Here is a 22352-nt window from a genome sequence, read left to right as displayed (position 1 = left end):
TTCGGCACCTCGGCTCGGAATACGCGCGAAGCGCCGCGCCTTGTCCTCGCCTTACAGCGCAGCCTGGTGATGAAATGCGCCAATCCTGACGATGGGCGTGACCGGCGGTCCGTCGCGCGGACCGCGCTCATGCTGCGCGATCCACCTGAGCCGGCGCTGGCTGCGCTTCGGCCCGAACGGCTGGAGCCGATAATGGCCTGACACCCTGACCCGGTGTCCCAGCTTCCAACCGCCGGTCCCGCTGTTCCGCTCTCCGCGATCGAGATGCCGGGCGCTCACGCGCCAGACACGGAACAGGCTGAACTTCTTGGCGGCGGCGCTGGACTTGCGTCCATGCCTGCATTCGTGGTTTGCCGGGCGATAGGGAAGCATCTCCCAAGGCTGCCGCTCAGCGTGCTCCATCTCTGTCAAGGTGTAGGTCGTCGCAAGGTAGGCGAAGTTCTCAAGCCCTTCCAGAACCTCGCGCAACTCGATGCCCGCGTCGCGCGCGATATCGGTCAGCGGCCGTAGCGCGGGGACTGCCATTCCGGTGTGGGCGTGGAATTTCCGAATGTTCTCGTCGTGATGCTGATCCGTCAGAATCCAGTCACCGCCCTCCAGCCACGTAAGCCGGCGGACGGCTTTGTGTCCCACCTCTCCGAACACTGCGGTGAAACGGAGCCCACTTTCGACCTCCGCGACGAAAAGCGCGCCCACATGGAGGGCGTCGCCGAACAGGAGTGCCCGATCGGCGATGTCGAGATAAACGGTCCGGTGACGCGCCACTGCCTCGCGCGCGTATCGACGCACTTCAGGCGACAATCGCGTGCCCGTGAGTTCGCGTACGACGTCACGATCCAACGCCGCTGCGAGCGGCGCTTGGCCGGTCTGCAGACAGAAGGGCGCGAGGCTCTCGCCCCACACTACAATCTCCGATGCCATTTTTTTCGCGCCAGGATAGCCGGCATACGTCGATGCCGCTGCGGACAACGCATAACGGGACCGCTCAACAATCAGACGAAAGGCAAACGCATCGTCGGTCAAAGCCCGCTGATGCAATTTGGCGTCGAGCGTCTCAATGGTTCCCGGAAACTGTTCGCACATCCGCCGAAGGGTTTTGCTCGAACCACTTACGTACCAATCCAGCCATGTCTGCATCTGTTTTCGCCCTCCTGATCAGCGATGACCAAGCATGACGCGCTCTGCGTAGGTTCCGCAGCGTCCAAACTGCAACAGTCGGGAAGTATCTCCGCGATTTCGGCGGAAGAGGAGGGAGGATCAAGCACATTGTGGCCGGCCAGGTCCGGGCGCGCGGTGCGCAGGACGTCAGGGCTAAGCCCCAGCCGCGTCAGTTGCTTCGGTCGGAAGTTCTCGATGACCGCATCGCACCCGGCCCGCCAGCTTCAGCACGATCTCCCGCGCTTCCGGAGCCTTCGGATTGAGGGCGACGCTGTGCTTTGCGCGCCCGTGCTAGGCGATCGGCCCTCAATCTGGGTCCCCAACCGCCGGACGGGGTCGCCATCGAGCGGCTCGACCTTGATGACCTCGGCGGCCAGGTCCCTAGCAGGCGCGTGTAAAGGGCACGGCGACGTAGTGCAAGAGTTCTAGTATGCGCAGTCCGCCCAGCACTCTGGTCATTGTGCTTCACCATCGTTCCAACAGTCGCGGGCTTCTTTGTACTGTGAGAGATCGCGCTCGCAGGCCCTTAGGCATGGTCGGCTTTCGCGGTGGACATTGGTTACGGACGACTCGTCCGCGTCCTTGCCGACTGTGCCAGCCGTTTCCTAGCTATCATCTCTATTACGAGCGGCCGTCAGCCGGCGCCGGCATTCGCCTGTGTGTCGATAATCGGCCCTCTCAATCCGTCAATGCCAAGCGAAGCTAATCGAAGTTAAGCCTTTGCACACGCTTCAAAATATGCGTGCTTTACGAAAGGAACTTGCTAGTGAGGCGCTTGCGTTGGCGATCCCGCTATTCTGGAAGCTAACCAAAGCGAGCGCCAGCCAGGCAAACGTTTGCATCCCCCTCCGCCTATCACTTGATGGCGGCGTTGAGCGCGTCCCAGTCTTTGGCAACTGGAAGCAAGGCGCTCTTGAGCCAGTTGCAGGCGCTCATTATTACGGCTGCTGCGCCGCCGCCGGAGGTCTAGGCTTCTGGCCATCACCCAGCTACAGCGTGCCCTATGGCGATTGCCGAAGGCGCTATGGGCTTATCAGAATCGAACATCTAGATCGGGATCAACCTTGCTTCGCTGGTATAGGCGGAGACGAAATGATGGCGCTTTCACGCGAGTTGCTCGGCATCTGCGTGCTGGTCACCGGCTGACCTGAGAAAACCGGCAACACGGTACCGCGCGATAGTCGTTCAGAATTGTGGTATGATTCGCTGTATGGGCAAAAGGGCGAAGCACAAAGCAAGGCAGGCGATTATTGCACTACCGTTGGATGACGAGATTCAAACGGAAGCCGCCTATTATGCCCGCAAGTGTGGCATTACCACAGAAGAAGCCTTGCAGATCATGGAAGCGGCCAACCGTGCGCAGGGGGCAAACGGCGCTTTGGCTGGACAGTCCAGTCCGTAGACCACATTTCATTGGCGGCCGCTATGGCTGGTCCTGGCGCACTTTTTATACGCTGCTGGCGCGCAGCATTCCATTGGCCTTGGCGGCAGCAAGGAAGGCCTTGCGCGCATCGTCGGCTGTGCCAGTGCCTTCCTTCGCAGCAAGGCAGGCTTCGACCGCGGCGCGCCACTTCGGGCCACGGCCGTCCCATATCAGCAACTCTTCGGCCGCCGCGTCGACATTGCTGACCATGTGGGTCATGCCGATCTGTTTCGACTTAACCGCGACTGGAGGTGAAAACCAGAGCATCGCCGGGAATATGCGGCAATGCTAATATTCGTCAAGCCTGAAGCACTTGCGCGGCGAGGAGGACTTGCGGCACGCTTCTCCCTCAGGATTTCCGGGAGGACGATGGTGCCAATTCGAAGAAGGGCGACTGAAGTCGGTATCTTCGATGCTTCTGAACTTGCCTTGTTTGGTCGCGTCTTCGATCGTTTGTTGCTGGACAACAAATCTGCAGATGAGCGCGACGCCGTCGCCTCACGGATTATCGCTAATTACATGGCGGGCATCAAAGATGAGGCTGAACTAGTGTCGCTCTCCAAGCAGCCCTTGGGCCGGTAGCGACGGCAGGGGAAAGCGTGGCGGTTGCGAATGGCACGCAAGCGCGCAAGCAGGGCAAGGAACGGCAGGTTCCGGACTTCTGGCACGAATACGCCGAAGCTTGGCTTCAGGGCTTGACGGTCAGGCAATAGTTGCGTTCGATGAGAATGGCCCGGAATCCATATGTGAGAATAGTAGCTACGAGCGACTAGTTACCTTTTGGCAGTCGGAATGGCCGCCTCATAGCCCGCGCGAATTGCCGCTGGGTCAGCGCCAGATTGACGTGACTATGTTCGCCGTTGTTGTCGAAACCATGTCCGTGTCGACACTTCCCGGGTCGGAAACAGAGTGATGCCGACAAAGCATCGCCTCATCACGGTCACCGGAAAGATATCTGCTGCTTGAGCCAAAGCCACATATAGGCGGCCAGACCTCGGTCGAGGTGAAGCCGCAGTCGTTCGCGACTTTCATGGAAATAGAGGCATGAAGTGATGCCTGCAAATTGCACCGCCGCGCATGGGCCCGGATTTCGCGGATCGATTGTGGTGGCACGCGCAACAAGCTGGAGAACCTGTGGCCCGGAGAACTCGAAGATGTGGAGCGCAGCGCTCATCTGCGTGACAGCATAGCCATCTTGATGCCAGCCCGCGCCCATCTCCTCCTCCGAAAGCCCGAAAGCTGACAGTCGGTCGCGCGCCATGCGTACAGCATATCGGTCTCCACGCACGACACCGAGCGCTCCCACTCCCAGATCGAGACCGTGTTTGTTCGAAAATGCGCCGAGATCACCACTGACCAGGCATTGTGTTAGCCCGTGTAGCGTTCGGATGCTGAAGCCATCACCCTCGAGACTTGCTGTTGTCCAGTCCGGTGTCGGTGACCACTTTTGGGGATTGTCAAGCATTGAGCCTTGCTCCTTCCTCGTCAAGGGCACATGGCTGGACGATGCGCGCCCGACGGGAGTTGCCCAGATGTTGGAGTTCGATGATTTCCCCGTGGCGAGAGAGGCCGCCCTCTATCAGGCCTAGCGCGACCGGCCGGTTGAGAGTGGGGCTCATATAGCTCGACGTCACATAGCCGATGCTTCTGGTTCGACCCGAGGACTTGTCAATTCCATGGGCTCCAGTTGGTAACACACCGAATTCATCGATCACTTCAAGCCCGACAAACTGATTCCGGCCGACCCGTTGCGCCTCTTCCATCAGCAGCGAGCGCTTGCCGATGAATTCGGATTTCTTCTTTTGAAGGGGCGCTGTCTGTCCGAAATCCATCGGACGGCTCATTCCGTCTGTATCCTTGCCAACCACAACGTAGCCTTTTTCGGCCCGCAGAATCATAAGCGCCTCCACGCCCAGCAGCGTCGCATCAAGCGCTTTGCCGATGTCACGTAGCCTGGTCCAGAGCACCGCAGCCTTGTCGGAACGGACGGATATTTCGTAGCTACGATCACCCGTGAAGCTGACCCGGGTAACCCGAACGGGAAGACCTCCGTAAGAACCCCAGCCGGTGGCCATGTGGGGCAGGCTGTCGTCGTCGAGCGGAAGTCCGAGGTCGGCTTGCATCAAAAGGGCTTTCGACCTTGGCCCGGAAACAGTCAGTGTCGCCGTCTCTGCGGTTGCGTTGTGGATGAATACCCGCCTTTTATCGAATTGGTCCTGCCTCCATTCCTCCAAAAGGGCATGAACGCCTGCGACGTGGGAAGACGAGCACGAGACCACAAAGCGTTGCTCTTCAAGCCTTACCAACACCCCGTCGTCGTAGATGATCCCGGACTCGCCCAGGATGAAACCATAGCGACAGCGGCCAGGCTTGAGCGTGGACATCGTGTTGTAATACACGAAATCCATGAATACGGCGGCGTCAGGTCCAATCACCTCGATCTTGCCGAGCGGTGTTCCGTCGAACAGGGCAACGGTCTCGCGCGCTTGCTTCGCCTCGAGTGCAATGACGGCCTCGCGCTTACCCGCCCCATAGTAAGCCGGACGCAACCAGCCGCCATACTCCTGGAAGACCGCGCCATCCCGACGATGCTCGTCCTCGAGCGGAAGCCTCCGAACCGGGTTCATCAACACGCCACCGCGTGAACCTGCCAAGGACGTGAACGGCACCGGAGTGAAAGGCGGACGGTATGTTGTTGTTCCGACTTCCGGAATGCGGCGGCTGGTTAGTTCCGCGACGAGCGCGAGCCCATTGATGTTTGAGGTCTTGCCCTGGTCGGTCGCCATGCCAAGGGTCGTGTAACGTTTCAGATGTTCCACCGAGACGAAGTTCTCGCGCACCGCGAGTTCCACGTCTTTGGCGGTGACATCATTTTGCAGATCGATCCAGACGCGCCCCTTGAACTTCGGCTTGGGCCAACTTGCGACGATCCCGAGTTCATGGTCGTGGTCACTTGTCAGGGGGACCGCAGAGCCGTCATGGACAGCGTGAGTGCCGCTGGCCAATACAGCTGAAAGTGAAAAATGTTCGGCAGCCGAACCGACCACGTCAAGCCCGGCAATAGTTGCTCTGGGCACGAAAGCCAGGATGTCCTCTCGCCAAGCGAGCTTCCCACGCGCTTGGCAATAGAGATGGACCGTGGGAGTGAATCCTCCCGAGACCAATACCGAATCTACCTTCAACGTGGTGCCGTCAGAAAGTTCAATGCCTTCGACCGCATTGCGTCCCAAGGCTCTGCGAACGGTCTTGCCCGAAACAATTCTCACACCGTCTGGCTTTGCCGTCGTATTATTCCGATAGTCGATCAAGGTGACGTTGCTACCTGCAGCCGCGAGCGCCGACGCCGTTTCCGACGCCAAGCTATTGTTCGATATGACGGCTACATCCCGCCCCACAGCCAGGGAAAAGCGCCGAAGGTAGACCAATGCGGCCTCCGCCGACATAATGCCGGGTAGGTCATTGTTGGCGAAAGGCAGGGGGCGTTCGATCGCACCCGTCGCAAGGATCGTTCTATTTGCGCGAACCCTCCATAGACGGTCCAGCTGACCGTCGGTCCGGCGCTCGTTCAAACCTGCCATACCGTGGTCGTACATACCGAAGGCGGTGGTGTTCAAGAGCAGGAGGACACCGCGCCTCGTGAGAGTTGCCAGCGAACTCGCGATCCACTCGGCGCCAGACTTTCCTTCGATCGACGCGTCGCGAAACAAAAGGGCCCCGCCCGCGCCCGCGTTCTCGTCGCAGATCAGGACTTTGAGCCCCTTCTCAGAAGCCGCCAACGCAGCTGAGATGCCTGAAGGGCCAGAGCCGACGACGAGCAAATCGCAGAAGTGGTTTACTTGTTCCGCTGGCGCAGGGCCGTCATTCGATGGGTCAATTCGTCCCAATCCGGCCATCTCACGAATCCGCGGTTCAAAGAGACGCCAGTTCGGAAACATGAACGTCTTATAGTAGAAGGCTGCAGGGATAAATCTTGAGAAGATATCGATGAAAGCCTTGCGATCTGTTGCGGCGGACGGATAGGTGTTCACGCTGTGCACGGTGAGGCCGTCGGCCGCCAATGTCGTGGTGGCGCGGGAATTGGGGTTCCCACCGGTTCCCCGGATGTCCACCAGCGCGTTGGGTTCTTCGGCACCGGCGCCCCAGATGCCACGCGGTCTATGATATTTGAAGCTCCGGCCGACAATAGAGATGTTGTTGGCAAGCAGCGCCGAGGCGATGGTGTCGCCCTCGAAAGCATCTACCGACACTCCGTCGAATTTGAAACGGATCGGTTTCTTGCGATCGATGGAAGACTGCTGCTGCGTTCTCCAAGATGTCATTCCGTCCCCTCCGAACTCAGTTCATGCGATGCCAGAACACCGTGATGGATAGTGTCTCGCTCCATGCGAAACGCCTCGCCGCAAGTCAGATGGATCCATATTTCGTTAGCGGCGCCGCGCAAATTGCTGCGGTTGTGGAGATAGTCGGACCAGCGATCGGCCGTCACAGGTTCGGAACCCCCAGGACGATGATTTCCGGCGTCGCCGGCGAAGTGGAACTCGCTCTCAGTTCTCGGACCGCAGAAAGGGCATGGAAATATCTGCATGGTTTCCCTCAGTGTGCGATGCCCGACCCGGCCGCCTCATCGATCAAACGGCCGCGGGCGAAGCGACTCAGATCGAATGGTCGGCTAATGTCGTGATGTTTTCCGGTGGCGAGCAGGTGGGCGAACAACAATCCCCCTGCGGGTATGCCTTTGAAGCCGCCGGTCCCCCAGCCGCAATCGATGAACAGGTTCGATAGCGGGCTTTCGCCGATGATCGGCGACGAGTCCGGGGTAACATCAACGATACCCGCCCACTGACGCATGAGCCGCAGTTGCCGGAAGCTGGGAAACATCTCCAGAAGACCGGAGATTACGTGCTCGAGCACTGGCAGGTTGCCACGCTGCCCATAGGACGGGACGCGGTCAAGACCGCCGCCGATCACCATCTCGCCCTTGTCCGACTGGCTCGCATAGGTCCCGGTACCCGGAGACAGGACAACGTTGTCGAGAACAGGCTTGACGGGTTCGGACACACAAGCCTGCAAAGCGTACGACGTAATCGGCAGCCGAAAGCCGGCCCTCTGGGCCATATGCGAGGAATGCCCCGCGACGGCCATTCCCACTCTGTCCGTGCGTACGTCGCCGCGCGAAGTCCGCACGCCTCTGCAGCGGCCGTCCTCAATGATGAATTCCTCAACGTCGCAGGTCTGGATAATGTCGACACCAAGGCGGTCGGCGGCCCGAGCGTATCCCCAGGCGACGGCGTCGTGCCGGGCGGTCCCGGCACGCCCCTGCCAGACACCGCCGAAAACGGGATAGCGCGCGCCTTCAGAAAAATTGAGAATCGGCAGGATTTCCCGGACCGCTGCCTTGTCGAGCAGGTCGGCATCGGTCCCGTTGATCTGCATTGCATTGACGATTCTGGCCGACATCTCCATCTCCGCCTCGCTATGTGCAAGCGACAACAGGCCACGTTGGGACAGCATGATGTTGTAGTTCAGTTCCCTTCCCAGCGTTTCGTACATGCCAAGCGACATCTCGTAGAGCGCTGCACTTTCGGGAAAGAAATAGTTTGACCGGATGACTGTGGTGTTCCGACCCGTATTGCCGCCGCCGAGCCAACCCTTTTCGATTATGGCGACGTTGCGGATGTTGTGGTGCTTGGCAAGATAGTAGCCGGTTGCGAGCCCGTGCCCACCGCCGCCGATGATAACGATGTCGTATCGTGGTTTGATGGCTGGCGACCGCCAGGCTTTCTGCCATCCCATCTGGCCGTTCAAGCCCTCCTTGAAGAGGGTGAGTGCAGAGTAGTTTCGGGTCATAAGATCTCCGGAAATCAGGCCAAAATAAAGGTCTTGCGCCTGTTCATCATCACGCCGTGCTCAAGGTGAAGGTTCACGCCGCGCGCTGCCACACACGCCTCGTCTGGCGGGCGGCCGCAATATAATGTTCCGCCGCCGTAGCCTGACCCTCTCATTCCGTTTCATGCTCAACCTTCGAATAGCCGTATTTCCGACCTGCGCCGCCACAATATCGCTCACGGTCGGCTCAAGAGGGCCGCCTGAAAGGAGAAGCAGGCTTGCACCGCCAAGTGTCGCCAGCGGGCCGTCGACCTGCGTTGCTCAAGCCTAGGCTTCAAGTGTGGCGTAGGCAGCTTGAGGGCCGGAGGTTCCAGGGGCTGGAGGACTGATCAGAGACCACGGACTCGCTTCAGATCCAGTCTCAATCGGCACCTCGATCAGCACTGGGACCTCAAGCGAAAAGGCGCGTTCCAGAACCTTACGAAGCTCGGATGGCCAGCGCGCCCTAAACGCTTTTACGCCAAAGCTCTCAGCAAGCTTGACGAAATCCGGATTGTTGAGTTCCGAACCGATGTAGCGCCCGTCGTATGATATTCGTTGATCGCGCAGGACATTGCCATAAGCGGAATTGTTGAAAACAATCACGACCACAGCAATTCCATGCTGCGCAGCCGTGGCCAATTCCTGCACTCCGAACATGAAACCGCCGTCACCACAAACTGAGACAACCGCTTTGTCCGGGTTGGCAATCTTCACGCCAAGCGCTGTGTTGAATCCAAAGCCCAGATTCTCCTGAAATCCACATGTCACGTACTGGCGTGGCGCGTAAACGGGAAACGCAAAGCGCCCCGCAAAGCCCATTTGGCTTACTTCCTCCACAAAGAAACCGTCGCGGGGAAGGGCCTCACGGATCGCCCTTAGGTAATCGACCTGGGGCTGAATTGCGTCGACGTCCTTTTCCACCTTGGCCCTTATCTCGAGCAACTCGGCACTTCGATCTGAGCGAATACCTCCATCCAGCGCCTCGATAAGCGCTCTTGTCCCCACAGCTGCATCCGCCACGATGCCGACAGTCGGTTTGAGCCGAACCATTTCCACGGGATCGATGTCGATCCGGATCGTCTTTAATTCCGGCGGGCGCCAGCGCCATGTCATGAACGGCAGCCGCAGGCTGGCTCCGATTCCGATCAGAAGATCAACGCTCTTCCAGTATTCGAATGCTGATGCGGCATCGAGCCAGGCCGCCTCGTCCGCGGCAAGAACACCCTTTCCCGAGCGATAGGATGTCACGGCGGCCTGCAAGCGGTTCGCCAGCTCCCTTACTTCTTCTGACGCCTCGACGGCCCCAGTGCCAACGATGATCAGCGGATTCCGCGCCTGGGCAATTAGCGCTGCGGCAGCTTTTACCTTGTCCGGGTCAACTTCCGGGGAGGAAAGTGGCTCACCTACGAGCGGTTGTTCGACAGGGGCTGTTTGACCGAAAACATCCCATGGCGTCTCCACAGCGACAGGACCGCGCCGCCCCGAGAGCATCTTAGTGAATAAGCCAGCAACGGTCGAATAGGCCGAGCTTGGATGATCGATTCGTTCTGCCCCCTTGGTGATACCTCGCAATGTCGACAGCTGGTCTGGTAGTTCATGCAACTGGCCGCGGCCACGTCCTATTAGGTGCGACATGATATTGCCAGTTACGCACATAACCGGTGTGTCTGCGCCAAGGGCCGTACATAGCGCGGCGCCGGAATTTAGCACACCAGGACCGGGGACGACCGAGTAAACGCCAGGACGTCCCGACGACTTGGCGTAGCCGAAGGCCATGTATCCAGCACCTTGCTCATGCCGGGTATGAATAAATCGCAACTGATTTCGTTCTGCGTAGAACCCGTCCATCAGATCGTATGTATGTGCACCGGGAATGCCGAATACCGTGTCAACACCATTGGCGATCAGGCCGCGTGCAATCTTCCGACCGGCGGTCTCCATTTCCTTTTTATCGTTCGACACGGATAGTCCCTTCATATGTTGTTTCTCTGTATGCCATCACGAGGCCGAAATTCGGCAACCGGAAACCTAGGCTTGCTCTGGCGCAAGCCATCCCTGGATTGAGAAGGTCAGCCCCGGACGGAAACCGCGTGTTAGATTGCCGTCACATCACGTGAAAGCGACGCCGGCCAAGGTGGCCGGTAGCCGGCGTCGACCAATCATGCGAACACGGCTTGGGCAGTCGTGAATTCCTTCAAGCCATCGATCCCGAACTCGACGCCCATTCCAGATTGTTTGATGCCGCCGAACGGAACATTCGGTTGAATCGCGCCATGCTTGTTGATCCAAACGGAACCGCATTCGAGAGCCGATGCTATGCGTTTTGCCTCAGCGAGATCGGCACCCCAAACAGATCCACCAAGTCCCGAAGGATTGTCATTTGCTCTTCGAATCACCTCGCCAATGTCCGAATAGCGGATGATCGGCAGAGCCGGTCCGAACTGCTCCAAGTCAACGAGCTTGCAGCCGTGGTCGACATCGGCGACCAGGGTTATCGGATAGAAGTGGCCTGGCCCGTTCGACGGATTTCCGCCGATGAGTATGCGGCCGCCCTTTTGCCGAGCCTCCTCAACGAAGGAAGCAACGATTTCAAACTGCGCACGGTTCTGAAGTGGTCCCAGAATCGAGTTCTCATCCGAACCGTCTCCGACCGGAATGTTCGAGGCGAAAGCAACAAGTGCGTCGCAAACGGCATCGTACAGCCTGTCATGGACGTAAAGCCGCTTCAGTGCAGCGCAGGTCTGACCGCTGTTGCTGAATGCTCCCCAGAAAAGGCCCTCGGCGATCGCTTTCGGGTCCGCGTCCGGCAGGACGATCCCAACGTCATTGCCGCCAAGCTCAAGGGTCAACCTCTTGAGCGTCGATGCGGCGCTTGACATCACCTTCTTGCCTGTTGCCGTCGAGCCGGTGAACGTCAATTTGTCGATCCCCGGATGAGACGACATCAGCGCACCGATGTCATTTTCTCCCGAAATGACGTTGACGACTCCTGGCGGAACGACCTCGTTGATGAGTTCGACAAGGCGGATCGTCGAGAGTGGAGTCTGCGGGGAGGGCTTGATCACGACCGTGTTCCCCGCGCGGATGGCCGGGATCACGTGCCAGCAGGCGATCATGACCGGCCAGTTCCACGGGGTGATCGAACCAACGACTCCAATCGGTTTGCGGTGAAGCTCGATGCGTCCACCGGGTCCATCCTGGAGCACTTCGATGGGCAGGTCGAGACTTGCGGCATGCCGTGTCCACGCGATCGCGCCGCCTATTTCGAAGCGTGACCCAGCACCATTCAACGGTTTGCCTTGTTCAAGTGTCAGCAGCCGGGCAAGCTCTTCCAGATGGGCCTCAAGCTTTGCCGCAATTGCCTCACAGGCTGCTGCTCTCTGCTCGGATGATGTTTCCTGCCAGCCGCTGAACGCGTCGCGCGCTGCGGCCACCGCTTCGTCCAAATTGGCCGAAGTCGCGACTGGCATATAGCCCACAACATCGCCGTTCGCTGGATTTAGTACCGGGTCGTGCCGTTTAGTAGCGACTTTCTGACCGTTTATTATAAGTGAATACTTTTCCATACCGTCCTCCTTGATGTTTTGTTGGATTGGTTCCGTTGGAAAGGCGCACCGTCTGGCTCCATGACCGGCGCTACGCATTCGTGCAGCCTTGGCCTGATCCCCGCGTCAAGGCTATCTGCTTGAGCTGCGATGCTGACGCCGCGATATCAGCGCGGGTGTGTCGAATGGTGGCCTGAAAAGGCCTTTGGGTCGCGCCTGGTGCATACATACTCCGTCATGAAGGCCGTCACGGTGTGACAAATCCTTGCATGGCACGACAATATCGCAGTCCACATGCGAAAGGCGCGCATTTGCAACTGGATTTCAATTGCCCGGCGGTATATTATCGCGTGAATAGAGAAATTGATGCGGATATATCGCAAATGTCACTGGATGAAATCGACCGTAAGATATTGAAGTTTGTCCAGGTCAACGGAAGTGCGACCCACGCTGAAATCGCACACGCGGTCCCGTTGTCGGCATCGCAGATCCAGCGTCGAGTGAAGCGTCTCGAAGATGAGAAAATCATTTCCGGCTATGTCGCAATCGTGGATCGGGCCAAGCTCGGTTACCGCGTTTCAGCGTTTACCAGCGTCAGTCTCCGCAACCAGAAGGGAGATGACGCTGAAAAATTTCACGCCGAAATTGCCAAGATTTCCTCTGTCACCGAATGCGTTATCGTCAGCGGAGCGTCGGACTACATGCTCAGGATCATCGCACCAGACTTAGAAAGTCTGTCCCACGTGATCCGATCCGAATTGCTCGCTCTTCCGATGGTCGAGCACGTCAGCTCGCAGATTATTTTTGAGACCGTAAAATCAGAGACTGCGGTGCCAGTTTAATCACGCACTGCAAGTGAGCGTTGACGAACCCGATTAGCAACGAGGCTTTCAACGGGTGGTTTGGACGCTGCCTTGGTCATCGAGTGCAATGTCTCGAACGCGTAAAAATGCACAATTGCCCATCGCCTTCGGCAAATGAGTCTCCGAGGCGGGGCAGGTCAGCTTGCGATCCCGCGACCTGGCTCGTGTAAAAATTTCGCGCTCGGTATCACCAGATACAGTTTCCCATGCGCTTGAAACCGTAGTCTCGCCCCCAAGCCAAAAATAATGAAGGCACCAGGGAGGGAATTATGCCGGTTTCGAGTTGGAAGAGTTGTATCCGTAGTTTCGCATTGGCGGCCTCGCTCACCGCGGTGAGCGCCGCTGCTCATGCTGCCGACAAAGTGACTGTGGCAGTGACTGCAATCGTCGAGCATCCCGCCCTTGATGCCGTTCGAGATGGTGTCCACGAAAGATTGAAGGAAGCTGGCTACTCAGACGATAATCTGCAGTTCATATATGAAAGCGCGCAGGGCCAGCCGGCAACGGCGGCACAGATTGCGCGGAAATTCGTAGGAATGTCGCCGAACGTCATTGTAGCGGTCTCCACACCTTCGGCGCAGGCCGCTGCGGCAGCCACGAAAGACATTCCCATCGTCTTCAGCGCTGTTACCGATCCGGTGGTCGCCGGCCTTGTAAAATCGTTCAAGGCGGATGGGTCGGGCAACATAACAGGTGTATCTGACTTGTCGCCGATCGCAGCGCAGGTCGACCTGTTCAAAAAAATTCAGCCAGCCCTGAAGCGTATCGGCACCGTGTACAATCCTGGCGAAAGCAACTCGTTGGTTTCGCTGGAACTCCTCAAGCAGGTTGCCAAGGCGCAGGGCATGGAGGTGGTGGCCGCTCCTGCCAACCGAACAGCCGATGTGCGCAACGCCGCTCAAACGCTTATCGGACAGGTCGATGCAATCTATCTCCCTCCTGACAACACCGTCACCGCTGCTTTGGAGACCGTTGTCAACGTCGCTCGCGAGGCCAAGCTTCCTGTCTACGCGAATGACAGTGCCAGTGTTGAGAAGGGCGCCATAGCAACTGTAGGGTTCAGCTATTTGGATATCGGACGGCAGACCGGTGATATCGTGGTCCGCATCCTAAAAGGCGAAAAGCCTGGAGCTATCGATTCCCAATACGCGAAAGGCACCGAAATCGTTCTGAATAAGTCGGCTGCCGCGAGTTACGGAATAACGATCCCTGAGAGCGTGCTCAGCAAAGCCACCAAGGTGCTGAACTGAGCCCCTCCTGAAAGAGTCCGGACATGAGTTGGATTTCGTTTGCTGGGGCAATTGAGCTCGGCCTGATCTACGCTTGCGTTTCGCTCGGTGTGTTTATCGCCTTTCGGGTGCTGAATTTTCCCGATCTCACAGCGGACGGAAGCTTTCCTCTCGGCGCATCGGTCACGGCGATCTTGATCGTCCACGGCCATTCCCCCTGGGCAGCGACAATCGTCGCTGTCCTGGCGGGTGGACTTGCCGGTCTCGTTACGGCTGTGCTGACCATCCGTTTCGGCATTCTCAATCTGCTTGCCGGTATTCTCACCATGACAGCGCTTTTCTCGGTCAACCTCCGCTTGATGGGGGCGCCGAACATAGCTCTCCTCAACGAAGAAACGATCCTCAGCCCTGCGCGGGCATGGGGTTTGCCGATGTGGATTGCTACACCGATGGCCATGGCCATCGGTGTGGTTGTCATCGGCGCGCTGCTCACCTGGTTCCTCAAGAGCGAATTCGGTCTCGCCATGCGAGCGACTGGCGCCAATCCCCGCATGTCCCGCGCGCAAGGAGTCTCGACCGATCTCCATACCTATGTCGGTCTTGCGTTGACAAATGCCCTCATCGCCCTGGGTGGCGCACTGTTCGCACAAAGCAACGGCTTTGCTGACGTGACGCTTGGCACTGGTACGATCATCATCGGCTTGGCCGCGGTGATCCTCGGAGAAACAATCTTTCGAACGCGAAGCGTCGCTTTCATGGTTATCGGCGCGGTTGTTGGTGCGATCGTGTACAGGCTTGCCGTCTCTGTTGCCTTGAACTCCGATTGGCTTGGTTTAACGGCTTCGGATCTCAATCTTGTCACGGCCGTGCTGGTTGCTCTCGCACTCATGCTTCCAAAGGCGCGCCTTGGTCGTCTCGCAAAATCTCTCCGCACGGGCTCGTCCAGACCGACCGTAGCGCAGAAGCAAGAAAAGGCGGCGGAATGATTAGCGTCAAGAATGTCCATTGCGTCTTCAATTCCGGCACCGTCCTCGAGAATCGTGCTCTGCGGGGCATTTCACTCGATATCGATGAAGGCGAGTTTCTAACCGTTATCGGGAGCAACGGTGCGGGCAAGTCCACATTGTTGAACGTCCTGTCGGGGGAGGCGCCAGTGACATCGGGCAGTGTCAGCATTGCCGGCAATGACGTGACGCGCTGGGCGACTCATAAACGTGCGAACCTCACCGCACGGGTGTTTCAAGATCCCCTGGTCGGCACCTGCGAAGCTCTTTCCATAGAAGAGAACATGGCACTCGCCGCCAAGCGAGGCCAGAAGCGCGGAATGCGTCTGGCCTCCAGCGCCGCAATGCGAGTTCAATTCAAGGCAGAATTATCCCGCCTTGGCCTGGGCGTCGAAAGCAGGCTCGGCGAACTCATGGGCCTGTTGTCGGGCGGGCAGCGTCAGTCGGTAAGCCTGATCATGGCCTCGCTTGCGGGTTCCGACATTCTCCTTCTTGACGAACATACGTCCGCCCTTGACCCCGCCAGCGCCGATTTCGTCCTCGGCCTTACGGACCGCATTGTGCGGGAGAAGCGCCTCACGACATTGATGGTCACACACTCGATGCGTCTTGCGCTGAGTCATGGAACCAGAACCATTATGCTCGATGGTGGAAAAATAATATTGGACATCAAAGGTGAAGAAAGAAAATCGGCGACGGTGGACGATCTTCTGACCCTGTTCAGCAAGAACCGTGGAAAGGCTATCGATCACGACGCTCTGTTGCTGGCCTGATATTCTCTATTCAAAAGTGTCTGGGGATACAGACGGGCGCAAGATCATTCAGCACTATGGGCTTCACCATTCAAATGGAGCAGCTCGTGATGGACAAGGAAAAGCTCTCGTACCGCCGATTGATCGGCCGGTTCGCAACCGGGGTCGCAGTCATCGTCGGTGAGTCGGACGGCGACGTGATCGGAATGACGGTCAACTCGCTGACCTCTGTCAGTCTCGACCCGCTGCTGCTGCTTTTTTGCGCCAAGAACGAAAGCAGGACGGCCGATAGAATTCTCTCATCCACTCGCTTCTCGGTGAATATTCTGCGACGTGACCAGCAGAATGTCTCCCGCAGATTCGCCGGCAAGGCCGATGTCGAGATGAAAGCCTGCGCCCGGGAAGATGGCTTCGCCTGGGTTGACGGGGCCAATGCGGTTTTTCTCTGCGAAGTTGAGCATGTGTATCCCGGTGGCGATCACAAGATCATCGTGGGCCGGGTCGTCAGCATGAATGGACCTGACGATGTCGATGAACCTCTCGTGTTCTTCGACGGGCGATACACTGCGCTGCAGACTTTGAACCTAGAATACTCGGTCGCCTAAGGCGCAATCTACCGTACCACAGAAACTGATCAGCCTCAGGATCACAATGTTTGAGTCATTTAGCCCAGCCGAGCCGGACAGCATTCTTGAATTGATGGGGCTATACCGTGACGATCCCCGGTCCGCGAAGGTGGATCTAGGCGTTGGTGTGTACAAGGACGAGCAAGGCCGCACGCCGATCATGTCAGCCGTGCGAAGGGCGCAGGCACGCCTTTTGGTTGAGCAGACGACGAAAACCTATCTCGGCTCTGCCGGCGATACCGTATTCAATTCAAGAATGATCGAACTGTTGTTCGGACACGAGACGGACGGCGCACGGTTGTGCTCATGCCAGACGCCCGGTGGATCGGGTGCGTTGCGGACTCTGATCGAACTTCTCGCATCATCCCGGTCGGGCGCCACGGTCTGGATTCCGGATCCGAGCTGGCCAAATCATGCTGCCGTCGTAGCGGCAGCCCGCGCGAACTTGCGCACCTATCCGTACGTTGATCCCGCCACGAACGAGTTACGCTTCGAAGAAATGATCGAAGCCCTCAAGGCGGCCAATCCAGGCGATGTCGTCCTTCTGCACGGCTGTTGCCACAACCCTACTGGGGTCGATCTCGATCTCTCGCAATGGACGCTCCTGACTGAGCTTCTTGCTGGGCGTGAGCTCTTTCCGCTCGTCGACATGGCCTATCAGGGCTTTGGCGATGGTTTGGAGGAAGATGCTGCAGGCCTGCGGAAGTTGGCGGCAATTGTGCCCGAACTCGGTGTCGCCGCGAGTTGCTCGAAGAATTTTGGCGTTTATCGTGATCGTGTCGGGGTTGCGGCTCTTCTTGGCCGGAATGCCGAGGAAACCGAAAAGGCTTTTGGTCAACTTCTTGGCAAAGTGCGAACGATGTACTCCATGCCGCCCGATCACGGTGCGGCTGTCGTGAGGATCGTGCTTGAAGACCCGTCGTTGCGCGGCGATTGGACAGACGAACTCGAAGAAATGCGCAGGCGCATCGTCAATCTGCGTTCAGGATTCGCAGCGGCGCTTCGGCATCAGACAAACACGGACCGCTACGACTTTATCGCTCACCAGCGGGGAATGTTTTCGCGGATCGGCGCCACGCGGGAGCAGGTCGATCGACTCCGGTCGGACTACGCAGTCTACATAGGCCGGGACGGCCGTATCAATATGGCAGGTCTTCCGGAGCATCGGCTCGATGAGTTATCCATAGCGTTCGCATCGGTGCTCGACAGATCTTAGGAATCCCGAGGCCGTACTCCACTTGTCGCCTGCGACTTGATCAGGATATGGCCATCCACCATGTCGATAATGTTCTGTTCTCGCATGCGCTGGAAGGTGCGCGTCACGGTCACACGTGATGTTCCCGTCATGGCCGCTATCTCTTCGTGGGTGAGCTTGGTCACCAGGATGCGTCCATTTGGATGCTCTGTTCCGAACATGCTTATGAGCCGCTGTAGCAACTCCAAGATGCGTTCGGCCGGCTCTCGCGAGACAAGATGCTCCAATCGTATAGCCAATATGCGCTGCTTGATGCTTGTGACCCGAAGGAGCGCCGACGCAAACTCCGGACGGTCCCGAAACACCTCCGTTAGACGTTCAGCGTCGAACTCAACCGCCTGGGTATCCTCGACGGCAAAAGCACAGGAAAACCGGGGCAAGTAGTCGAACGCGGCGCCTTCGCCAATGATCGTATGGGGCCCCATGAATTCGAGCAGCATTTCGGTTCCATCGAAACGGATGATGGAAACCTGCGCCAGTCCCTTTTCAATGTAGAAGAACTTTGAAGACAGCTCTCCCTGCTCGTAAATCGCCTCGTTCTTCCTGAAATGACGTCGGCGGCCAGCATCAAGGTGTCCGCATATTACGGTCATCAATTCCGGCTCGAGCCGCCAGGTATGAAGTTGTCGTTTTGACATACTATGTTCCGTTTCCAACGTCGCGATAACGCAATTCTCACGCATGCATAGGCAGCCCGGCGATGGTGTCTCCTACCACCGCACGGCAACTATCAGGGGCGACGGCAAGCAGGGCAACTGGTATCTGGCCTCGGATCCAGCGTTAGGTCGCCGCAAGCCCGCCGTCCATGCGGCGCGGCAATCAGCCGACCCTACCCAGCTTACAACCACATAATCCAACCGTCCGTATCACCAGATACAGAGCCGGGCGTGCGGGCTGGGTAAGTATTTCCGGATACCTGCAAATGATGACCGTCGGCCGTGTCTAGGTCGGCGCGGAAGGGAGAAGACCAGAATGGCGGCGACCTTGCAGAATGGCCAACATCGTTCTACGTCGCAGCTCGCCGAACTGCCAACTGCGAAGGCGGCGCAACTGGTTCCGTGGTTGAGAGATCAGGCGGCGCGTGTTGAAACGAGCAATCGAATTCCCGACGATGTCGCTGCACGCCTTGTCGAGGCCGACTTGTTCCGTATGACGCAACCAAAACGTTTTGGTGGCCTGAGCCTTGCCCCCTCCGAAGCCTGGGCGGCTGTCTTCGAAGTTGCAAGGGGATGTTCTTCCTGCGCGTGGGTCGTCGGCCTCGTCGCCGCCAATATTCTGATGATCGGCAAGTTTTCCGCGCAGGCGCAGCAGGATGTCTTTTTGTGCGGCAAGCCAGCAATCGTGCCGATGCTCACGGGCGGCGTCGGGCGCAACATCGCCGCCGAGCCGGTCGAGGGCGGGGTAAGGCTTTCTGGCGATTGGCGGTATGCATCGGGTATCGACATCGCCTCCTGGGTCGGCTTGTTGGTTCCGTTGCCGGTAGCAGGTGCGGAGGCACCCGAACTGCATATTGTGTTGGTAGAAAAGGATGCGTTCCAGATTGATCACGCGAGTTGGAACGTTCTGGGAATGCGAGGCACCGGCAGCAAAAACATTTCGCTGGCTCCGACATTCGTGCCTGAGCACCGTTGGATGAAATGGAGCTTGCTCCAAGCCGGACAGAAGCATCCCGACTGTCCCAACAGTGACGCTATCTACGACTACCCTCTCAATCCGGCCAACGCGATGTCGGTCGCTGCCCCGACGCTCGGCGTGGCTTCCGTCGTTGCGGAAGAGTTCAGGGCTCTGGTCAAGGCCCGGATCAATGCAGGATCGCAACAGCATCAGGCGCACGACCGGGTCGCTCAGATCCAGATCGCGTCGGGTGAAGCGACAATGGCCATCCTGCGACGTAGCCTGCTGGATGACGCCAAGCTCCTGATTGAACTCGTTGAGGCCAGCACACTGCCGAGCCTCGAGGATCGCGGCGCCGCTCGGATGCGAATTGCTGTCGCAACTCGGCTGGCTCTGGCCGAGGCGCAGCGAATGTTTGCCGCGCTTGGTGGAAGCATCCTTCCCACCGGCACGCGCGTCGAGCGCCTCTTTCGCGACATCCACGCCATGAGCTCTCATCTCCTGCTGCAGCCCGAACCCGTCGGAGAAGCCTACGGCCGCCTTCTCCTTGGTCTTGAGTTGCCCGCAGGAGCCCGCCTCTAATATCAAAAATGAAAGAACGGACTATGAGCAAGCAAGCAATCGCCGTGGACAGCCCCATCTTCAGGGGCGCGGACGGCAAAAGCATTTTTGAAAAATTCGGGTATTCCGCCGCTGTGCGGGCGGGTGACTTCATTTACGTCGCCGGTCAGATCGGACTCAATCCAGACGGCTCGCTGCCTGATAGTGATGAGACCCAGTTCCGCAACGCGTTCGACCGCCTGGATCTGATCCTCAAGGAAGCTGGATCCTCGCTCGACGATACGGTCGAGCTGGTATCCTACCACGTCGGCCTTCAGAAGGAGGGCCATCTTGCGGGTTTCGTGAAGGTCAAGACCGACTACATTGCCGCTCCCCATCCCACCTGGACGATACTCGGCATCGACAGTCTCGCCCGACCCGGCCTTGTTATCGAGATCAAGGCTGTCGCTTACGCGCCCGCCAGGTAGATGCCGGTGCTTAACGTGCGCCAGCAACGGCCGGCGCACAAAAGCAGCCACCCCAAATTCATCGTCAGATTTGTGAACTCATCACAGAGTGGTTGACAGCGAGTACAGGTCGACACGCCCGAGAAAATGCCAGACGCGTTTGGCCAACCCGGGTCTGCGCCTCTGGATTGAAACATGGAAGGAGAACAACAGTGACTACAAAGATGTTCATGCGGTGTATTGCTGTTGTTGTTACCACATTGATCGGCGAGCAGCCTGGGGTCGGTTTGGCCCAGGACAAGCCAGAGCTAAGAATTGCCGCCATCATCTCAGACACCGGCGCGGCATCACTGTGCTGCTCGTCGAGCAGAACGCGCGCCTCGCGCTGGAACTGGCCGACCCGGGCTACGTGCTGGAGGTGGGCCGAATCGTCCTCGAAGGGACGAGCGACGTACTCATGAAGGATCTGCGCCTCGAGCAGGCCTATCACGGCGGTACGAGCGACTACAAGGCGCTGAGGTCGCAAGTAGATGCCGGCTGAAAGTCGTATCCTTCTGCTTGCCAAACTCTTTCGCAGTGGGGCTCTGTCACCGAGCGAGGTTGCACGGGCCCAGTTGAAGGCAATCGCCGAGAGGGGCTCGCAGGTCAATGCCTTCTGCTGCGTTGACCCCCAAATGACTATCCGCATGGCTCAAGAGGCGGAGGCACGACACCTTCGGGGGGAGGCGATCGGCCCACTCGATGGCGTCCCAACAACAGTGAAAGACACGATAAACGTATCTGGATGGCCGACGCGTCGTGGGTCAACGACATCGCTCACCGGACCGGTCCGTGACGACGCTACTGTGATACGCCGCCTGCGTGAGGCAGGAGCTGTTTTTATCGGGAAGACCACGACGCCGGAGTTTGCGTGGAAAGGGGTGACCGACAGTCCTTTGTCCGGCACAACGCGAAATCCTCTAGATCTATCCCGTACTTCCGGAGGAAGCAGCGGCGGCGCCGCCGCCGCCATTGCGCTCGGCATCGGCGCGATGGCGGTTGCTACCGATGCAGCAGGCTCGGTCAGGATTCCTGCCGCTTTCTGTGGTACGGTTGGGTTCAAGCCGACATTCGGCCTGATTCCGCTCGACCCCTATCCTGCGGCGTTCTCCCAGCTCCCTCACATTGGGCCAATCACCGCCAGCGTGGTTGACGCTGCAATCAGTGCGTCCGTCATGTCAGGACCGACGGCGGTTGATTGGACGTCGCTTCGGCAACACCCGCTCTGGTTCGATGATATCGAACACGACACTGATCTCGCGGGGCTTCGTATTGGTGTCCCGAGCGATCTGACCGTTCAGCTCGACGGGGACGACATCCTTAAGCCGTGGCGGGATTTTCTAGCGACATTGCACACCCATTTTGCAAGCCTCCAGGAAGTCGATCTGTCGTTCGTTCGGGCCCGGGATATTGCTGGCGTTCTCTATCGCATCGGATGCGCGGACGCAGTCCACCGTGTGCCCGTCGCCCGTCGCAACGAGCTTGATCCTGAACTTATGCAATTCATCGCGCCGCTGCATGACCTTTGCGCGTCGGATGTCATCCAGCTCTATCGGGATCGTGAAGAGATCGCCAACCACGCGGCCAGCGTACTCGGCGGCCAGGTCGACGTTGTCCTGACCCCAACCATGGCAATCGCTGCGCCGACAATCGACGCCTTGCAGCAGCCAGGTCGCTCCGCAGGATGGCTTGACTGGAACGTTTTCACACCCTTGTTCAATCTGGCGCACGGACCCGCGATTTCCATTCCATGGCCCAGCCAGGGCGGATTGCCGATCGGGATCCAGGTTGCCGCAGCGCCGGGCGCCGACCGGCGCGTATTGCGCGTCGCACGCTTTCTGGAACGCCTCTCGTCCTTCGCCCCAACACCGCTCGTTTTCGATTCTGCGCTGTCCGGATCAAGCGTCGCAACGCGCGGGCGTGCCTTTGAGAACAATCCACTTCCCCCACGAGAAAGTCAGGAGTAAAG

The 22352-nt window shown here is 58.5% G+C and carries 20 protein-coding genes and 1 pseudogene; 12 read left to right on the top strand and 9 right to left on the bottom strand.

The genetic code is table 11. From position 1 onward, the window contains the following. Positions 1–51 precede the first annotated feature (51 nt). Entirely contained in the window at positions 52–1137 is a 1086-nt protein-coding gene (locus FJ548_RS04575; RefSeq protein WP_140777050.1) for a hypothetical protein, read from the bottom strand. A gap of 1231 nt (positions 1138–2368) precedes the next feature. Here FJ548_RS04575 and FJ548_RS04565 point away from each other — a divergent pair. Continuing rightward, positions 2369–2560 (top strand): hypothetical protein, encoded by a 192-nt coding sequence (locus tag FJ548_RS04565; protein WP_246678552.1) that lies wholly within the window; start codon positions 2369–2371, stop codon positions 2558–2560. 45 nt (positions 2561–2605) lie between these two features. On the opposite strand, the gene FJ548_RS04560 is transcribed toward FJ548_RS04565, so the two are convergent. Beyond that, positions 2606–2848: a DUF982 domain-containing protein gene (locus FJ548_RS04560; RefSeq protein ID WP_140777046.1), complete on the bottom strand. Its 243-nt coding sequence runs from the start codon at positions 2846–2848 to the stop codon at positions 2606–2608. A gap of 105 nt (positions 2849–2953) precedes the next feature. Here FJ548_RS04560 and FJ548_RS04555 point away from each other — a divergent pair, with 105 nt between their 5' ends. Continuing rightward, on the top strand, positions 2954–3163 hold the full coding sequence (locus FJ548_RS04555) for a hypothetical protein (RefSeq protein WP_140777064.1): 210 nt from the start codon (positions 2954–2956) through the stop codon (positions 3161–3163). 358 nt (positions 3164–3521) lie between these two features. Here the strand turns inward: FJ548_RS04555 and FJ548_RS04550 are convergent, their stop codons facing one another. The 6 genes from FJ548_RS04550 to FJ548_RS04525 form a co-directional block, all read right to left on the bottom strand. Beyond that, the gene (locus FJ548_RS04550) at positions 3522–4046 is read right to left on the bottom strand and encodes a sarcosine oxidase subunit gamma family protein (protein ID WP_140777044.1); all 525 of its coding nucleotides are present in this window, start codon (positions 4044–4046) and stop codon (positions 3522–3524) included. Then, positions 4039–6900 (bottom strand): sarcosine oxidase subunit alpha family protein, encoded by a 2862-nt coding sequence (locus FJ548_RS04545; protein WP_140777042.1) that lies wholly within the window; start codon positions 6898–6900, stop codon positions 4039–4041. Before FJ548_RS04545 ends, FJ548_RS04550 begins: the two co-directional genes overlap by 8 nt. Further along, positions 6897–7166, bottom strand: a complete 270-nt coding sequence (locus FJ548_RS04540; RefSeq protein ID WP_140777040.1) for a sarcosine oxidase subunit delta — start codon at positions 7164–7166, stop codon at positions 6897–6899. Before FJ548_RS04540 ends, FJ548_RS04545 begins: the two co-directional genes overlap by 4 nt. An 8-nt stretch (positions 7167–7174) precedes the next feature. Further along, entirely contained in the window at positions 7175–8428 is a 1254-nt protein-coding gene (locus FJ548_RS04535; RefSeq protein WP_140777038.1) for a sarcosine oxidase subunit beta family protein, read from the bottom strand. A gap of 306 nt (positions 8429–8734) precedes the next feature. Further along, positions 8735–10426, bottom strand: coding sequence for a thiamine pyrophosphate-dependent enzyme (locus tag FJ548_RS04530; protein WP_140777036.1), 1692 nt, complete (start codon positions 10424–10426; stop codon positions 8735–8737). Positions 10427–10608: 182 nt separating this feature from the next. Beyond that, the gene (locus tag FJ548_RS04525) at positions 10609–12015 is read right to left on the bottom strand and encodes an aldehyde dehydrogenase family protein (protein ID WP_140777034.1); all 1407 of its coding nucleotides are present in this window, start codon (positions 12013–12015) and stop codon (positions 10609–10611) included. 248 nt (positions 12016–12263) lie between these two features. On the opposite strand from FJ548_RS04525, the gene FJ548_RS04520 reads away from it, so the two are divergent. The 6 genes and pseudogenes from FJ548_RS04520 (at position 12264) to FJ548_RS04495 (ending at position 17684) form a co-directional block, all read left to right on the top strand. Continuing rightward, on the top strand, positions 12264–12836 hold the full coding sequence (locus FJ548_RS04520; RefSeq protein ID WP_140777032.1) for an Lrp/AsnC family transcriptional regulator: 573 nt from the start codon (positions 12264–12266) through the stop codon (positions 12834–12836). Positions 12837–13126: 290 nt separating this feature from the next. Further along, positions 13127–14107: an ABC transporter substrate-binding protein gene (locus FJ548_RS04515; protein ID WP_140777030.1), complete on the top strand. Its 981-nt coding sequence runs from the start codon at positions 13127–13129 to the stop codon at positions 14105–14107. A gap of 23 nt (positions 14108–14130) precedes the next feature. Next, a pseudogene (locus FJ548_RS04510) lies at positions 14131–14997 on the top strand (ABC transporter permease); the annotation flags it as partial. Between the two features lie 71 nt (positions 14998–15068). Continuing rightward, positions 15069–15863, top strand: a complete 795-nt coding sequence (locus tag FJ548_RS04505) for an ABC transporter ATP-binding protein (protein ID WP_140777026.1) — start codon at positions 15069–15071, stop codon at positions 15861–15863. A 56-nt stretch (positions 15864–15919) separates the two neighbouring features. Further along, on the top strand, positions 15920–16447 hold the full coding sequence (locus tag FJ548_RS04500; protein ID WP_140777024.1) for a flavin reductase family protein: 528 nt from the start codon (positions 15920–15922) through the stop codon (positions 16445–16447). A gap of 46 nt (positions 16448–16493) precedes the next feature. Continuing rightward, the gene (locus tag FJ548_RS04495; protein ID WP_140777022.1) at positions 16494–17684 is read left to right on the top strand and encodes an amino acid aminotransferase; all 1191 of its coding nucleotides are present in this window, start codon (positions 16494–16496) and stop codon (positions 17682–17684) included. Here the strand turns inward: FJ548_RS04495 and FJ548_RS04490 are convergent. Further along, a complete protein-coding gene (locus tag FJ548_RS04490) occupies positions 17681–18361 on the bottom strand; it encodes a Crp/Fnr family transcriptional regulator (protein ID WP_181168710.1) in 681 nt (226 codons plus the stop codon). The two genes, FJ548_RS04495 and FJ548_RS04490, sit on opposite strands and share 4 nt — an antisense overlap. A 334-nt stretch (positions 18362–18695) precedes the next feature. Here FJ548_RS04490 and FJ548_RS04485 point away from each other — a divergent pair, with 334 nt between their 5' ends. From FJ548_RS04485 to FJ548_RS04470, 4 genes are all read left to right on the top strand, one after another. Further along, positions 18696–19919, top strand: coding sequence for an acyl-CoA dehydrogenase family protein (locus tag FJ548_RS04485; RefSeq protein ID WP_140777017.1), 1224 nt, complete (start codon positions 18696–18698; stop codon positions 19917–19919). Between the two features lie 23 nt (positions 19920–19942). Then, a complete protein-coding gene (locus FJ548_RS04480) occupies positions 19943–20365 on the top strand; it encodes a RidA family protein (protein ID WP_140777015.1) in 423 nt (140 codons plus the stop codon). Between the two features lie 331 nt (positions 20366–20696). Further along, positions 20697–20885 (top strand): hypothetical protein, encoded by a 189-nt coding sequence (locus FJ548_RS04475; protein WP_140777013.1) that lies wholly within the window; start codon positions 20697–20699, stop codon positions 20883–20885. Beyond that, complete coding sequence (locus FJ548_RS04470; RefSeq protein ID WP_140777011.1) at positions 20875–22350, top strand: amidase family protein; 1476 nt, start codon at positions 20875–20877, stop codon at positions 22348–22350. Before FJ548_RS04475 ends, FJ548_RS04470 begins: the two co-directional genes overlap by 11 nt. The last annotated feature ends 2 nt before the right edge of the window (positions 22351–22352 follow it).

Source organism: Mesorhizobium sp. B2-4-17 (genome assembly GCF_006441275.1).
Lineage (GTDB): Bacteria > Pseudomonadota > Alphaproteobacteria > Rhizobiales > Rhizobiaceae > Mesorhizobium.
The sequence above is the reverse complement of the archived record's forward strand: the minus strand, read 5'-3'. Positions and strand labels throughout refer to the sequence as shown.

What these genes read in the sequence shown, in the direction of transcription:
- FJ548_RS04505 (WP_140777026.1), top strand. Translation starts at nt 15,069, where the DNA reads ATGATTAGCGTCAAGAATGTCCATTGCGTCTTCAATTCCGGCACCGTC.
- FJ548_RS04560 (WP_140777046.1), bottom strand. Translation starts at nt 2,848, where the DNA reads ATGCTCTGGTTTTCACCTCCAGTCGCGGTTAAGTCGAAACAGATCGGC.
- FJ548_RS04550 (WP_140777044.1), bottom strand. Translation starts at nt 4,046, where the DNA reads ATGCTTGACAATCCCCAAAAGTGGTCACCGACACCGGACTGGACAACA.
- FJ548_RS04495 (WP_140777022.1), top strand. Translation starts at nt 16,494, where the DNA reads ATGTTTGAGTCATTTAGCCCAGCCGAGCCGGACAGCATTCTTGAATTG.
- FJ548_RS04575 (WP_140777050.1), bottom strand. Translation starts at nt 1,137, where the DNA reads ATGCAGACATGGCTGGATTGGTACGTAAGTGGTTCGAGCAAAACCCTT.
- FJ548_RS04565 (WP_246678552.1), top strand. Translation starts at nt 2,369, where the DNA reads ATGGGCAAAAGGGCGAAGCACAAAGCAAGGCAGGCGATTATTGCACTA.
- FJ548_RS04500 (WP_140777024.1), top strand. Translation starts at nt 15,920, where the DNA reads ATGGGCTTCACCATTCAAATGGAGCAGCTCGTGATGGACAAGGAAAAG.
- FJ548_RS04470 (WP_140777011.1), top strand. Translation starts at nt 20,875, where the DNA reads ATGCCGGCTGAAAGTCGTATCCTTCTGCTTGCCAAACTCTTTCGCAGT.
- FJ548_RS04545 (WP_140777042.1), bottom strand. Translation starts at nt 6,900, where the DNA reads ATGACATCTTGGAGAACGCAGCAGCAGTCTTCCATCGATCGCAAGAAA.
- FJ548_RS04530 (WP_140777036.1), bottom strand. Translation starts at nt 10,426, where the DNA reads ATGAAGGGACTATCCGTGTCGAACGATAAAAAGGAAATGGAGACCGCC.
- FJ548_RS04515 (WP_140777030.1), top strand. Translation starts at nt 13,127, where the DNA reads ATGCCGGTTTCGAGTTGGAAGAGTTGTATCCGTAGTTTCGCATTGGCG.
- FJ548_RS04535 (WP_140777038.1), bottom strand. Translation starts at nt 8,428, where the DNA reads ATGACCCGAAACTACTCTGCACTCACCCTCTTCAAGGAGGGCTTGAAC.
- FJ548_RS04490 (WP_181168710.1), bottom strand. Translation starts at nt 18,361, where the DNA reads ATGTCAAAACGACAACTTCATACCTGGCGGCTCGAGCCGGAATTGATG.
- FJ548_RS04480 (WP_140777015.1), top strand. Translation starts at nt 19,943, where the DNA reads ATGAGCAAGCAAGCAATCGCCGTGGACAGCCCCATCTTCAGGGGCGCG.
- FJ548_RS04540 (WP_140777040.1), bottom strand. Translation starts at nt 7,166, where the DNA reads ATGCAGATATTTCCATGCCCTTTCTGCGGTCCGAGAACTGAGAGCGAG.
- FJ548_RS04525 (WP_140777034.1), bottom strand. Translation starts at nt 12,015, where the DNA reads ATGGAAAAGTATTCACTTATAATAAACGGTCAGAAAGTCGCTACTAAA.
- FJ548_RS04485 (WP_140777017.1), top strand. Translation starts at nt 18,696, where the DNA reads ATGGCGGCGACCTTGCAGAATGGCCAACATCGTTCTACGTCGCAGCTC.
- FJ548_RS04520 (WP_140777032.1), top strand. Translation starts at nt 12,264, where the DNA reads ATGGCACGACAATATCGCAGTCCACATGCGAAAGGCGCGCATTTGCAA.